The sequence below is a fragment of the Microbulbifer sp. HZ11 genome (assembly GCF_000708675.1).
Lineage (GTDB): Bacteria > Pseudomonadota > Gammaproteobacteria > Pseudomonadales > Cellvibrionaceae > Microbulbifer.
In genome coordinates, this window is the sequence record NZ_JELR01000001.1 from 720,694 (window position 1) to 735,364 (window position 14,671).

Annotated in this window: 10 protein-coding genes and 3 tRNA genes; 6 read left to right on the forward strand and 7 right to left on the reverse strand. The window is 55.1% G+C overall.

Annotation, left to right across the window (positions count from 1 at the left end; genetic code table 11):
• Nucleotides 1-96: 96 nt before the first annotated feature.
• The 4 genes from AU11_RS03130 to AU11_RS03145 all read right to left on the reverse strand — a co-directional run bounded on the left by AU11_RS03130 (nt 97) and on the right by AU11_RS03145 (nt 6,181).
• A complete protein-coding gene (locus AU11_RS03130; RefSeq protein WP_043316354.1) occupies nt 97-2,817 on the reverse strand; it encodes a TonB-dependent receptor domain-containing protein in 2,721 nt (906 codons plus the stop codon).
• 110 nt (nt 2,818-2,927) lie between these two features.
• Complete coding sequence (locus AU11_RS03135) at nt 2,928-4,616, reverse strand: hypothetical protein (RefSeq protein WP_043316357.1); 1,689 nt, start codon at nt 4,614-4,616, stop codon at nt 2,928-2,930.
• Between the two features lie 307 nt (nt 4,617-4,923).
• Entirely contained in the window at nt 4,924-5,490 is a 567-nt protein-coding gene (locus AU11_RS03140; RefSeq protein WP_051686900.1) for a DUF1285 domain-containing protein, read from the reverse strand.
• The gene (locus AU11_RS03145; RefSeq protein ID WP_043316359.1) at nt 5,483-6,181 is read right to left on the reverse strand and encodes a TetR/AcrR family transcriptional regulator; all 699 of its coding nucleotides are present in this window, start codon (nt 6,179-6,181) and stop codon (nt 5,483-5,485) included. Before AU11_RS03145 ends, AU11_RS03140 begins: the two co-directional genes overlap by 8 nt.
• 446 nt (nt 6,182-6,627) lie before the next feature.
• On the opposite strand from AU11_RS03145, the gene AU11_RS03150 reads away from it, so the two are divergent.
• The 6 genes from AU11_RS03150 (at nt 6,628) to AU11_RS03175 (ending at nt 11,381) form a co-directional block, all read left to right on the forward strand.
• Nucleotides 6,628-7,476: an acyl-CoA thioesterase II gene (locus tag AU11_RS03150; RefSeq protein WP_043316361.1), complete on the forward strand. Its 849-nt coding sequence runs from the start codon at nt 6,628-6,630 to the stop codon at nt 7,474-7,476.
• A 147-nt stretch (nt 7,477-7,623) separates the two neighbouring features.
• Nucleotides 7,624-7,700, forward strand: a tRNA-Pro gene (locus tag AU11_RS03155).
• Nucleotides 7,701-8,018: 318 nt separating this feature from the next.
• Nucleotides 8,019-9,230: a hypothetical protein gene (locus AU11_RS03160; RefSeq protein ID WP_051686901.1), complete on the forward strand. Its 1,212-nt coding sequence runs from the start codon at nt 8,019-8,021 to the stop codon at nt 9,228-9,230.
• Between the two features lie 462 nt (nt 9,231-9,692).
• A tRNA-Cys gene (locus AU11_RS03165) sits at nt 9,693-9,766 on the forward strand.
• A 71-nt stretch (nt 9,767-9,837) separates the two neighbouring features.
• Nucleotides 9,838-9,924, forward strand: a tRNA-Leu gene (locus AU11_RS03170).
• A gap of 77 nt (nt 9,925-10,001) precedes the next feature.
• Nucleotides 10,002-11,381, forward strand: coding sequence for a serine hydrolase (locus AU11_RS03175; RefSeq protein ID WP_051686902.1), 1,380 nt, complete (start codon nt 10,002-10,004; stop codon nt 11,379-11,381).
• On the opposite strand, the gene AU11_RS18525 is transcribed toward AU11_RS03175, so the two are convergent.
• The 3 genes from AU11_RS18525 to uvrC all read right to left on the reverse strand — a co-directional run bounded on the left by AU11_RS18525 (nt 11,378) and on the right by uvrC (nt 14,582).
• Nucleotides 11,378-11,968, reverse strand: a complete 591-nt coding sequence (locus AU11_RS18525; RefSeq protein ID WP_231491513.1) for an HNH endonuclease family protein — start codon at nt 11,966-11,968, stop codon at nt 11,378-11,380. The genes AU11_RS03175 and AU11_RS18525 overlap by 4 nt on opposite strands.
• Nucleotides 11,969-12,106: 138 nt before the next feature.
• A complete protein-coding gene (gene pgsA / locus AU11_RS03185) occupies nt 12,107-12,673 on the reverse strand; it encodes a CDP-diacylglycerol--glycerol-3-phosphate 3-phosphatidyltransferase (protein WP_043316363.1) in 567 nt (188 codons plus the stop codon).
• A gap of 94 nt (nt 12,674-12,767) precedes the next feature.
• Complete coding sequence (gene uvrC / locus AU11_RS03190; protein ID WP_051686903.1) at nt 12,768-14,582, reverse strand: excinuclease ABC subunit UvrC; 1,815 nt, start codon at nt 14,580-14,582, stop codon at nt 12,768-12,770.
• Nucleotides 14,583-14,671 lie beyond the last annotated feature (89 nt).

Here is a 14,671-nt window from a genome sequence, read left to right on the forward strand (position 1 = left end):
CCGGGCGCTGTTTCCAGCGCCCGGCTTATCAAGCATTCCCTGTTGGTTTATTACCGCTACAACTTCCAGGTTGCTCGTGGTTTCTTCTATTTCAGATCAGAACTGGTATTGCGCACTCAGGGCGAAAGATTGACCGGGCTTCTGCTCAAAGACAATCACGTCCGCACGCTCGATCTCAATCGCCTCATCCAACAGATTCTGAACCTTCGCTTTTACCGTAATTTCCGCAGTGGGGTACCAGGAATAAGTCAGGTCCAGAGAATGGAATGGCTGCTCGTACGCATCCGGCGCGCCATTGCGGCCAGCCAAGTACAGACGATCGCCGAAAACGTTGTAACCCAGGGTTGCGGAGTGCATACCATCGGGGGAATCGAAGCCCACCAACATGTTCACGACGTAGTCGGATGCACCAGTCATTTCACGAACCGGACTGGTTGGTGCATCGGCTTCGGTACCGGCAACCAGCTCAGTTTCCTGAACGGTGACATTGCCCTGCAGGAAGAAGCTGTCCATCACCTCCCCCATAAACCCGAGACTCTTCAAACCTTCGATTTCAATACCGGTGATCTCACCAGACTCCGCATTTACGATCTCACGGGCGATGTTGGTATCACTGGAAGCGAACTCGAAGAACTCGATCGGGTCAACGATATCTTTGTAGAACGCAGAGATCGTCAGATTATCGCCGTTGTCAAAGTACCACTCACCGCGAACGTCGAGGTTGGTAATCTCTGATGGGCGCGCGTTCGGGTTACCCTGAATCTGCTCATCGGTAATCGGATCGATGTAGATCGCATCGGTGATTTCACGCAAGTCCGGACGAACCGCGGTTTTACTGGCGCCAAAACGCAGTTGGAAAGTATCCGCCCACAGCGCACCCATGTAAGTCAGAGACAACGATGGGTACACCGCATCCTCTGCGTAGGTTGCCTGCTCAAGCTCTTCCGGATCTGTGGTGATCTGCGGATCGTCCAGGCTGTAACCATAGGGGTTCCAGTCCAAAGCCACCTGATTGTACTCTTCCCAGCGCGCGCCGGCAGACAGGCGCCAGGTCTCGTTCCAGGTCCAGTCCATCTTACCGAAGGCAGCATCGGTCAGAGTCGCAGCGATGTAGCTCTGGTTATTGGCACCCGCGCGGTCAAAAACAAAATTATTTTCGGCATCGTCAATATTGGCATCGCCAAATACGTCGTCCAAGTTGCCGCTCAGGGAATCGGAATCACCACCCAAGGAACCAAGGCGGAACTCGGTCTGCTTGTAGGAGCGCGCTTTCTCGGTGCGGGCAAAACCACCACTCAGCTCCAGAGTTGATGTGGAGAACTCCAGCGGCAGCGTGGTGCTCCAGCCATAGTTGATCACCTGGTCTTCCAATTCAGTAAAACGGAAGCCTGAGCTGTTCACACCAGTACTTACGCTGGAGGCAACGGTTTCACCCTGGGTATTGGTGACCGTGTCAGCACTGACTGAAACTTCATTCGGAATATCGGTCTCGGCAGTAGCGTCAGAGTAGAACCAGTCAACCACCAGTTCGTCCGGCGCCCAGTTCAGCAGACCACCCGGCACCAGCGCCTTAGTCGCTGGACCAGCAAGGTGACTACCCTTGACCTGATTCACCAGCATATTGCGCTCTTCGTACTTCAGGGTGTACTCACGGAAACCACGGCCGTCGGAAACCTGGCGGTTCTCATTGAAGAAATCCCGCACAGAAGTATCGTCGTCGGTGTTGCGCAGATACAGACTGGTAAGGGTAACCTCCTGCTCGTCCGCGTAGCGGATACCCACATTCAGATTACCAGTAAGGTCCACAGAGTAGGTTGAAGTCTGCTCGGTATCGATACGTTCTTCCGGGAAGCCATAGCTACGCTTGAGCGTTTCTTCTTCACGCCAGCGGCTCTTGTAGGAGCCACCGGCCAAGAAGCCCACTTCCCAGTCATCACTGATGTAAAAGCGGTTGCCGATGCTACCTTTTACATCCATGTCCGGATTGCTGGAATCTTCCTCGATGGCGATGTCACGATTGAGACTTTTGGCCAGCTGACGGTTGATATCTTGTGCCGCGGCGATGGCTTCAGATGCGGAGCCGTATTCGTTACCTTCCTGCTCCAGGACATTGCGGATGTCCTGAACACCAAGACGGCCCTTGAAGCGCTGAAGGGCTTCCGTCAGTTCGGTCGGCAGCGCGCGGGTGCCGTCGTCGGTACCAAAGCTGTCATCGTCACCTCCGCGATAGGACAATACGTCACCGTCGGTTTCGGAGTTCATGCCGCTACCCAGCTCTACAGAGAAGGTCAGCGCATCGGGGATACCCTTGGTGCGGATATCTACATTACCACCACCAAAAGTCGCCGCCTGATCAGCGGAGTAGGATTTCTGTACCGCCAGGGAATCCACTACCGAGGTGGGGAAAATATCCAGCGGAATCACACTTCGGGTCAGGTCTGGCGACGGCACCGTCGCCCCGTTCAGCGTTGTGCTCGAGTAGCGCTCACCCAGACCGCGCACGTATACAAATTTATCGTTGACCAGAGTCAGGCCGGACACCCGGCGCAGCGCTGCAGCAACGGTAGAATCCCCTACCCGGCCAATCATTTCGGAACCGAGAATATCGGTTACCACTTCTTCTTCCAGGCGTTCGCTGACCAGCATTTCTGCCGAGTCTTTTAGGCGCCCCTGAACCATAACTTCTTCAATTTGCTGCGCCTGCGGGCCAGCAACATTATCCATTTCTACCTGCGCAAACGCGTTAGGAGCAATGACTGAGGCCGTGGCGATAGCCAATACCAGCGGCGCTCTCTGAAACGTGTCGTTCTTTTTCATTTCCCAGGCCTCTTATCGTTCCTGAACTCTTAATCAAACAGGGCGCCGACTCCAGAATGTGAAGGCGGCGCCCTTCAGGTCAGGAATTAACTTCCCGACCGGCTAAGCACTTACTGCTGCTCGAACCACAGCGCCTGAGCGCGGCTGCCTTCGTGCAGACCGTAGGTCCAGCCAACAGTCCAGTCAGTACCACCGGCACTCAGGGCACCGAAGTACGCGCGGGCAACAGGATCATCAGAGCCGTCGGTGGCACCAACTACCGGGCTGATCGCGATAGCAGCGTCGTTAACCATCATGCTCTCGGCATCGATAGAGAACACAGACAGAGGGCCTTCCAGCAGTTGCAGACCGGTGTCGGCAGCGGCAGTCGGGTTCAGGGCAGCGTCAGCAGCAACGTTTGCGAAGGTGTTGCCATTGGCTTCGGCCCACTCTGCCAGGTCTACGCCGCCGATTTGCTCGCCTTTGGTCTTGTCGGCACAGGCAAAGATATTGCCTTCGATCTGAGCCTCACCGCTTTCCAGAGCAGCTGCAGTTTCAACGCTGTCTACGCGCAGGCAGTAGTTGTTACCATCCGCACCGCTTTCATCCGCAGCGAAGGAACCAACAACCATAGAGTTGGTGATCATCGGGAAGATGCCTTCACGGAAACGCCAGCCAGCGCCTGGATCGTGAGTACCTTCGGCCTGAGCAGAGATGATGCAGGTCAGCCCGTCGATTTTCGGGCGGCTGTTCAGGCCAGCGGCGATCAGCGCGGAGTAGTCATTTTCACCGTCATAAGAACCGATACCATCAGACTCGATACAGTGGTTACCATCGGTTTCGCTCTGAATAACCAGGGCGTTGGTGATGGAACCACTCCAACCTTCGTCGATGTCGATGGAGTCGTCGCGCACGTACATGGCCAGGTAGTTCTCGAAGCTCACCGCACCACCGAACATTTCGATGCCGTCATCGTAAGTGGAGTAAACCTGCAGATTTTTAACGATGGTGCCGGCACCTACAGAGCTGAAAGTAATACCGTTCAGCTCGTCGCCGTTGGCAACCTCAGCACCGGTGTGCTTGACGCGAACGTATTCCATGTGACCAGAGCTATCGTCGTTGTTGTCGCCACCGTAGTTGGACTGGTCTTTACCGGCAGCGCCTTCAGCCAGTACGTGACATTCAGAGGTTTTCAGTTCGGCGTCGTAGGCACACTTGTTGGTGATACCGAAACCATTGATCACCATGCCGCCCCACTGCTGTACATCTTCGGCACCTACAGTGCCTTCAACGTCAGACAGAGAAGTAAACGTGATCGGGTCTTGCGCGGTACCCACAGCATTCAGCTGAGAACCACGGTTGATTACCATGAATTTGGTGCTGTTCGGGAAAGCAACAGTAGCGCCGGCTTGTACAGTCAGCTTCGCGCCGTCGCCACCTTCAGCGATACCAGCGGCAGCCATGGTGGTGTCGTCATCGTAGTTGTTACCTACGAACAGGCTGCCTTCAAAAACGTGCGCACCACCGTTATCCAGCTTGGAGATAACCAGATCGACAGTCAGCGGGTTACCAGAGTCAACGAACGCTGCGCTATAGGTACAGTTACCAGTTTCCGCATCAAATTCGCCCTGCTTAACAGAACCGGCTTTCTCGTAGGAAGCGCAAGGGTTGTCGGAGGGGGTAGTCGGAGTACCGGTACCTGGGTTGGTCACGGAATTGTCGTTATTTTCCGGAGCAATGGTGATACCGCCGCTGTCACAACCAGCCAGCACAGCAGAAATCGCAGCTGCCAGCAGCAGCTTGTTGGATGCAAGTTTCATGGATCCCCCTAACAAGGATGAAGTGAATTAATCCGAGATTTAAAAATTCTTATCGGCCAAAGCATTTTGGACGAGGGGGAGTCTAGGAATGGAGTGTTGCGAAATTGTTACGAATGAAAGACGCGAAGAAAAAAAGCGGCAAATCAATTCAAAAACACTGCAATGTTAAACTTATGTTTCCGCAATATTTCTGCTTGATTTCATAGATATTTCAAAGAGATCTCGAGGGAGCAAAAAACGTACAACAACGAGTCTAAAAAAGTGGCAGCCGGTACACAGGTTCCAGGTTTCACTGTTGATAAAACCGCTAGTACTGGCCGAGAAGAAATTCCTCGCCCTTACTTAGCAACCACAACTGGCACAGTTTTGCCGGTGGTTCATTGGGCTGGCGCGGCTCGGCCCAGTCGATCAATTGATAGTAAACATCCCGTGACATTCGCCCCTGAAGCCCATTGCGGACCTCCACGTATGGAACCGGTTGCGGAGGGTCGCCATAAGGTTTAAGCGAGAGTGGGTGTTCTTTGTCCAGCGGTATAACGTCTGCGGTATTGGTGGTGAGCAATATTTGGCCATCGACCCCTTCACCTTCCCGCGCCGCCTGAGTAATCAGAAAAGGCACATCTTCGACGCGGATACGCCACTTTTCCACGGGTGTGACAAGGTAATAGTGGCGCCCCTCCTTCTTAAGGATACTGGCAAACAGCTTCACCAATGGTTGGCGCTGTATCTCGGTCCCTTCGTGAATCCAACGGCCGTCCGCCCGGATCAACATGTCCATATCGCCACAGAGATCAGGGTCCCAGGAGGACACCGGTGGGTGCCCCTGGAATTCGTCCTGCAGTTTCTGCAGCTGCTGGAAGAGCGGTTCAGCCAAAACTGCTCCCCGGGGTGCTCGGGGTGCTCTGTGCCGGCTCGGAGGCCTGGGTTCCGCTGAGGTGACGGCGATTGGAGATATCACCAATATGGACACCCACATCCATGATGAACTCCATCAGTCCCTCGCGATCTTCGATAACGTCGGCGAAAGACTTGGAGTGGTAGAGCTCAACGGCGCCCTGTACCAGCGCCCAATAGGTAGAGTAGTAATAGTAGGCGGGCACCTTCTTCAGAACCCCCTGCTCCATACGACGCTCAAACACCCGGTTAAGGGCGGAGGCATTGGAATTTCGCAGAGCATGCAGCTCGGCGATCATCTCAGGCGCCAGGTTCAGGGCGATGATTTTCTCTTCCAGGCGCTGGAACAGGCGGTCGCGCGCCGGATCGGCCATACGAGACTCAAAATAGGCACGGGCCGGAGCGGTAATATCGCCCTGCTCGGCGGTGGCAACGGCGCTTTTCAGGCGTTCGGTGAGGGATTTCTCGTAGTCCATCAACAAGCGCATATAGATCTCGGTTTTGGAGATGAAATGCTTGTAGATGGTGCCTTTGCCGATATCGACCCGTTCAGCGATCTGCTCGACGGTAACCTTCTCTTCACCATGCTCGAGCAGCAGCTCCAACGCCGCATCCAGGATACGTTGCTCCCGCGCGCGGAACCGCTGAACCTTCTCTTTTGCCTTATCCATACTTCCGACCTTAGCTGTCCGTGAATGTGGAGACTGAAATTGACTATTCATTCATGAATGATAGGCAATTCCCCCGGAATGGAAAAGGATTTCCCAAATTCTACAAGGGACTTTGCGCCTAATTGACAGGAAAAACCCGCGCCAGTAGCACATTTTCCGCAGTTTGGCGGGTATCACACGGTGCCACTCCCGTTTCCTCTCATTAAATTTAGCGCTTATAGTTCAGTCACACTGATCTTTTTTCGTTCAAAACCGATGAATCGCCGGTGGCCCGGCACGATAACGGAGCAGGTGCCGACAGGGAAAATCCGTAAGACAAGGAAATCAATTTTGATCAGTTCGGCAATGGCCATTCTGGACGCAATTGCTAATATTTCCGGTCTGCCAATTGCGAGAGCACTAGGCGACACATCAAACAACCCCATTCAGACAGGCAGTAACCGCCCATGTTGGAAAAGTTAAGCAAGCTCCTTGATGTCGAACAACTGGATACCAATCTGTTCCGTAGCCGGGAGCATGTCGAAAACTACCGCAAAGTGTTATTCGGTGGCCAGGTACTCGGGCAGGCACTGATGGCGGCCGCGCGGACCGTTGAGGATCGCCTACCTCACTCTTTACACGCCTACTTTCTGCGGCCGGGCAGTAGTGAGAAGCCTGTCATATACGACGTCGATCCCATCCGCGACGGCGGTAGCTTTACCACTCGCCGAATAGTTGCCCGCCAGAACGGCAAAGCCATCTTTAATATGTCCGCCTCCTTCCAGATCGAAGAACCGGGATTTGATCACCAGGCGGATATGCCCATTGATGGACTGGTTCAGCCGGAAGAGCTGAAGAACACCCAGCAGCTTGCAGAAGAGGCCGGTATGCAAGGCGCCGCCCAGAACCAACGCAGGTACATGGTGGACTTTCGCCCTATCGACCCAATGAGCTATTTTGACAATGCCGTGCGAGAGCCTCGCTGTATGTTCTGGTTCAAAGTGGATAGCGAGTTGACCGATAGCCCCATCGAGCACCGCAGCGCCCTATGCTACGCCTCAGATATGGCGCTGTTAGGCACCGCTCTGCAGCCACACCCTATCAGCCTGTTCGATCCGCACCTGATGCCCGCCAGTCTGGATCACGCGATGTGGTTCCACCGTCCCTTTCGCGCGGACGACTGGCTCCTCTACGTAACCGACAGCCCCTCTGCCAGCGGCGCCCGTGGTTACTGCCGCGGCCAGATATTCTCGCGGGACGGAAAGCTAGTTGCGTCTACCACCCAGGAAGGGTTGATCCGCAAGATCAATAAGTAAAATCACCGGTGGTGCCGGAGCGCCACTGAGAGTTAAAATTAAGTGAAATCAGTGGTTTACAGAAGCGGATCGGCTGTTATAATGCCGCCCGCTTCTGCAGGAAGCCGCAGCGGATTCCGCAACGGAGTCACACAATGCTGTACAAGTCGGTGAGTAGCGCAGCCTGGTAGCGCACTTCGTTCGGGACGAAGGGGTCGGAGGTTCGAATCCTCTCTCACCGACCATTTTACCTCCCTCTTTCAATTCCCCATCTTTTTAGCTGCACAATCCTGTACCACCGGTTTGCGATTGTACCCACGCCATTAGGCGTCTGCGCATTTTCAATTGACGAATCCCGGGAATTTTAATGTCAGTGTTAGCTTGATTTGAAATTTGTGCGCAGGGTCGCGTCCGGGAAGATTGCGCGCTACCCTCGGGCACTGTTTGCAGGATGCACTGTCATATCAGCAAATTCACCCAAGACTTTTCAACAGAGCCAGAACGTATTCATGCATCATTTTTGGAACACCTGCTCTTCTCCTAGATACGCATTTTTGGGCGTAATGGCCCTATTTCTCAGCATTTTCATACCTGTTGCGCATTCGGCAGCCGAATCAATTTACGATGTTCGGTATGAAGTCGAGCTGAAGCCGGGTGAGGATTTCGCACATGTCCGGATCGCGGTTTCCGGCGACGCACTCCCCAGTCAGCTGACCCTGCACCTCAACCCGGAGCGCCATTCGAAAATCGCCGGGGATAGTGTGACTCTGGATGGTGACAAAGCCATCTGGAAACCTGGCAAAGATCACAGTGAAATCGAGTACCGTTTCAAAATTGACGAAAAAAAATCGTCCGGTAATTACGACTCCTTGATGACCGAGAAGTGGACGATCCTGCGCAGCGACAAGCTGATCCCGCCGATCTCCGCGCGCGCGCCCAAGTCCCTTCAGTCACGGGCGACGCTTCAGGTAAACACTCCGGAGAACTGGAATACACTCGCGCCCTACGCCAAAGACGACAATGGCAATTTCCAGCTGAAAGACCCTGGACGACGCTTTATTCGCCCTAAAGGCTGGATGATCTCAGGGCGGATCGGCAGCCGACAGGACATTATCGATGGTACCGACACCGTGATCGCCGGCCCCCTCGGCATAGGCCTTCGTCGCCAGGACACACTCGCGTTTTTGGGCTGGACGCTGCCCGAGCTCAAAAAGGTGTTCCCGGAGTTCCCAAACAAACTGTTGATCGTCATGGCGGATGATCCCATGTGGCGCGGCGGCCTATCAGGGACTCGCTCCCTCTTTATGCACGCAGACCGACCTCTGATTTCCGGAAACCGCACGAGCAGCATGCTGCACGAGCTGGTCCATGTGGGTACCGGTATCCGCGGGGACCAGGAAAGCGACTGGATCGTGGAAGGTATTGCCGAGTACTACTCCCTCGAGACACTGCGCCGCACCGGCGGCATCAGTGAACGGCGCTACCAGGAGGCCCTCGAAGAACTGGCGGAATGGGGCGAAGAATCCCCCAATCTACTGGTCAAGCGCTCTTCCGGACCTATCACTGCTCGGGCCACGGTGGTGCTCCACCAGATCGATCAACAGATACAGAAATCCAGCAGGGGCAAACGTAATCTCGATGAAGTCGTCACCGCACTGGCCGCCGAGCGCGGAGAGATAACGTTGGAAAAATTCCGCAAGCTGGTGGAACAGGCCGCAGGTGAGCCCGTGCCGCAGTTGGACCGGACATTTCTTACAGGCAAAAAAAAGCCCTGACGACGGGGGGGGGGAGAGCGTCAGGGCCAAGACCATTAGGAGTGAAACTTGGAGGATTTCATCCTTACAACACACTGGGTGTCCGTATGGGGGCAGACACCCGGCCGGCACTACTAAACACGACGTGGGGGGAGATGTGTGCTAGCCAGCTACTCTCAGTATTGGCCAGGTCCGGTGGATTGCCAGCGGGATGGCCAATTAATTTAGAACAATTGGCAATAGATAGCGCCGATCCATTTCATCCAGTTATTACGCACCGCATTAGCGGCGCAAAACTAGTCCACAGGTCACTATGTAAACAGTTTTCACGAGATCGTGAAATGGCCTTGACTAATCGCGGGCAAACCATAGAATAGCGCCCTCTTACACGCCCTGGCGCGCGTAAGTATCAGAAAACGCTGGGATTTTTGCTCTCATTCCGCTAGAATCCGCGACGTTTTCATCGCTTCAAGCGACACCTATGGCTAGGTGGCAGAGTGGTCATGCAGCGGACTGCAACTCCGTGTACGCCGGTTCGATTCCGACCCTAGCCTCCATTTTCCTCCGGTCTGATTTTCAGACTGATCCAATCGGCAGACTTCCTCCACATCTGTCGATCGCCCTATCTGCCCGGATGGTGGAATTGGTAGACACAGGAGACTTAAAATCTCCCGTCCTTTGGGACGTGCCGGTTCAAGTCCGGCTCTGGGCACCACCTTCCGTTTTCTCCTAAGCTTCACAGGCAACCTTGTTCATCGCAACCTGCTGTGGCGGCACGCCTTTCGGAAGCAAATGATATTTATACTTTTCTGCGCAGTCGCGATCATTGCGGCTACCGCCCTGCTCTTCGGGCTTCAGAACCCGGAAACAAAAATATCACAATTGCTGCGACTGCCCGGCGATGCCATCTATACCTTACTGCACATGAGTGCCAAACTGGCGTGCTCCGCTCACCATATCTCGGGATTTACACCTCAGCGTATCCACCGTGACCTGCGGAATTACTCACCGCTGTTCGCACTGGTATCCATTGATCAGAGTCGAGACATTACTTGCGCAAAAATTGGTAACCTCATCAGTGTCAAAGCCTGCTTTCACCCACTTCAGGGTTGCAGATTGATTCACCAGCAAAGTCCCGCGCAACTCATAGAGCCCCCGTCGCACCGAGATCACTACCCCAAACAATCCGAGAATGAATGTGGTTACCAATGGAAGGCAAGCAATCCTGCCCTGCAGGAACTGCTGGATAGCCAACTACACCACGATCACGAGTCAGGGCTGGATACCCGCGCTCTCCTGGTAACTCAGGGGGGGCAATTGCAGGCGGAAGCCTACGGGCTGGGTATTTCCGCGCACACACCGCTACTGGGCTGGTCCATGAGTAAAAGCCTGCTGGCAATACTGTTCGGGCGCCTGGAGACGCTCGGTCTCGCAGACTCCACCTCTTTAAGCCTGTTTCCGGAATGGCAGAACGACCGCCGTAGCGAGATAACCCTCCAACACCTTCTGCAAATGTGCGACGGGCTCGCCTTCGACGAAACCTACCGCCCCGGCAGCGATGCCACTCGCATGCTGTTTGGCACCCTGCCAGCTTCCCGCTACGCCCTGCAACGACCGTTGCTGCATACACCGGGACGCCACTTTTCCTACTCATCGGGCAGCACCAACCTGCTGGCACGCTGGATACATCGAGCGCTCGGTGGTACAGAAGCGACCCTACATTTCTGGAAAAAAGAGTTTGTGGAGCCGCTCGGCCTCACCAGCGCGATACTGGAACTTGATAATGACGGGGTTTTTATCGCGAGCTCTTATGGGTACGCCACTGCGCGGGATTGGGCAAAAATTGGCGGCACATTATTGAAGGGTTTAGAGAACGCGTACGGCTCACAACCATTTCTGGACCCGATGTGGCTTTCCCATGCGCTAAGCCCTAACCGGAGTGACAATGACCCGCGCTACGGCTTTCAGCTGTGGCTGAACAACCGCACCAATCGGCTCCCACCGCTGTACCCGCAATTACCTGAAGACAGCGCGTTTATGCTCGGCAACCGGGAACAGAAACTGATGATCGCGCCCTCCCACAATGCAGTTGTGGTCAGGCTTGGATGGTCTGCCTCCCCCTACCCCATCGAAGACCGCTTCAGTGAGATTCTAGAGGTACTGCCAAATTAACCCCGGTGAGAGTCCTCCAGCATTGCCAGAAAAAGTCGGGACTCCTGAGGGCTTGCCTGAAGCCCGTATTTCTCCGCAACGGCCATAAACCGTCGCAGGTAGTATTGCCGCACGGGGCCATAGGGCGGCATCCACTGGTCCGGTCCTTTATGCCCCTTGCTCTGGTTGCGTCCATCATCCACCAGCCACAGGTTATCCGGGTCCTCGGCAAAGGCACGTTTCTTTTCACGGGGCCAATGGGCGCCGCCACGCTCATGCGCCCATTTAAGCGGCACAATGTGCTCGACATCGAGATCTGACGCCAACTCAAAGAAATTCCCGGTATAGGGGTCCATCCATAAGCCACTGGCCACTTTGCACCCGCGATCATCGGTATAAGCGATGGGCGCAAGGGAATAGCGGATCAGCAGCTCATGCCGGGTATCCTGGCAGTCCCGGTCGGCATCGGACCACCGGGGAAGCCATTCGCTGCGGCGATACTTGCCTTCGCTGGCAGAGACCATCGCACTGGCACACAGCAAACCGGGTAACAGAAAAAGGCAGGCGATAAGGGAACAGGAAGAAGCGAAAGCTTGAGGACGCGGCACAACAACTCCATTGGCGTATAAAAGCTCGAATGGAACTATCGTACCCGAAGATATGAGGCGCGAAAATTAGCGCCAGTACTGTAAAGTGAAATTTGTGACCGCCTCGACCCGGACACTTCCGGGCGAGGCGAAAGCCACTCAGGATCTGGTGGTTTCGTCGCCACTTAATGCGGGCCAGGCGGCACGCAGATAAACCACCATGGTCCACAGCGTGAGGGCCGCGGCAACGTATAGCAGGATGTAGCCAATGGTTTCCATAACGGGGAATTCCTGTACATCGAAAGCGAGCAGCACGATGATCGCGGCCATCTGCGCCGTAGTTTTGATCTTGCCGATATAGTTTACCGCCACACTACTGCGCAGCCCCAACTCCGCCATCCACTCTCGCAGAGCAGACACAGCGATCTCACGGCCAATAATCACGGCAGCGGCAATGGTAAACAGACGATGATTGTGCAGATCCACCAGCAGCACCAGTGCAGTGGCCACCATCAGCTTGTCGGCCACCGGGTCCAGGAAGGCCCCAAACGGCGTGCTCTGGTTCATTTTGCGAGCGATATATCCATCCAGCCAGTCTGTTGCGGCGGCAATGGAGAAGATCAGCGCAGAGGCAATATAGCTCCACTTGTAGGGAAGATAGAAAACCAGCACAAATACCGGAATCAGCGCTACGCGCAGCAGGGTCAATTGATTGGCAAGGGTCATGCTGGTCCTTTTACATTCGCTGAACACACTTCGTCGGCAGTGCGTAACTTAGCAATCCGCATCCAAAAAATAAACGCCAAGAGGTTTCTTTACATTACTCATTGTGCAGAGTGGAGTAAATTTCCTGGGCAAGCTTGCGGCTGACCCCCTCCACACTGGCCAGCTGGTTGACCGATGCGCGCATTACTTCCTGCAATCCACCAAAGTGGTGCAGCAATGCACGCCTGCGCGCAGGCCCGACACCGGGAATCCCCTCTAGGGGTGACTCGCGACGCTTCTTGTCCCGCCGTTGGCGGTGGCCGGTAATCGCAAACCGGTGCGCCTCATCCCGCACCTGCTGAATCAAGTGGAGAGCCGGGGAATCGGACTCCAGCACCAGCTCGCGATTCTGGGACACCACGTGCAGCGTCTCAAACCCCGCTTTGCGGGTGGTGCCTTTGGCGACACCAATAATCTGGACACCGGTGACCCCCAGCTCATTGAGTGTATCAATGGCCTGCCGTACCTGCCCCTTACCGCCGTCGATCAGCAATATATTCGGGAAGCGGCCCTCCCCCTTTGATAATCGCGCGTACCGCCGTTGCAGCGCCTGCCCCATGGCCGCGTAATCATCCCCCGCAGTGATATTTTCAATATTGAATCGCCGATAATCCGATTTGACCGGTCCGCCGGTATCAAACACCACGCAGGATGCCACCGTCGCTTCGCCACTGGAGTGACTGATATCGAAGCACTCGAGGCGCTCGGGCAACTCCCCCAACCGCAACACCTCCTGCAAGTTCTCAAACCGGTCCTGCAGCTTCTGTTGCGACGCGGTACGACTTTGCAGGTTCTGGCTGGCGGCCTGCTGGGCCATTTCCACCCAGGAGGCACGATTACCGCGCAGCTTGTGTACCAACTGAACATCTTTGCCAGACTGCTCTGACAGCGCCTGCTGGAGCGCATCGCCATCTTCCAGCGATTCGGACATCAGGATCTGACGGGGAATCTCGCGGTTCGCACCGAGGTAAAACTGCGGGATAAACGCGGAGAGCAATTCCGAAGATTCCAGACCGAGCTTTTCACTGGGATAGTAGCTACGGCTGCCAAGAATCCTCCCCTGCCGAATAAACAGGACATGCACACAGCACAGGCCACCAGAAGTCGCCGCCCCGAGCACATCCACATCGCCACCGGCACTTTCTGCAATCTGGTCCGACTGCAAACGACGCAATGCGACGATCTGATCGCGCAGGCGCGCGGCTTTTTCAAACTCCAGCGCAGCCGAGGCCCGTTCCATGGAATCGGCCAGCTCGCGGATAATCGTGTCGCTTTTACCGGCAAGGAACATCTGCGCGTGGCGCACATCGGCCTGGTAGTCTTCCGCCGATATAAAATCGACGCAGGGCGCCGTGCAGCGCTCAATCTGATATTGGAGGCACGGGCGCGAGCGGTTGGCGAAGACACTGTCTTCACAGGAGCGAATACGGAAGGTTTTCTGCAGAAAGTTCAGACTGTCACGCACCGACGATGCGTTGGGGAAAGGCCCAAAATAGTCACCTTTCTTACGTTTTGAACCGCGGTGAAACGCAATGCGCGGAAAGGTATCTTTGCTCGACAAAAAGATGTAAGGGTACCCCTTATCATCCTTAAGCATCACATTGTAGGGCGGCCGCTGGGATTTGATCAGGCTCTGCTCAAGCACCAGCGCTTCCGTCTCACTGCGGGTAACCGTCACTTCGATATCCGCAATTTTCTCCACCAGTGCCATGGTTTTTGCGGTGAGCCCGGTGGCCCGGAAATAGCTGCCCAGACGATTGCGCAGATTCTTCGCCTTGCCGACATACAGGACCTTTCCCTGGCTATCAAACATCTGATAGACGCCAGGTTTACGGGTTACTGTCGATAAAAATCGCTTACTGTCGAACATGCAAAATTTACTACCACCCAAACAGAACAGGGGCCGGAAAGGCCCCTGTTCTAACAACACACCATGATGCACCGATTCTATCTGCTCGC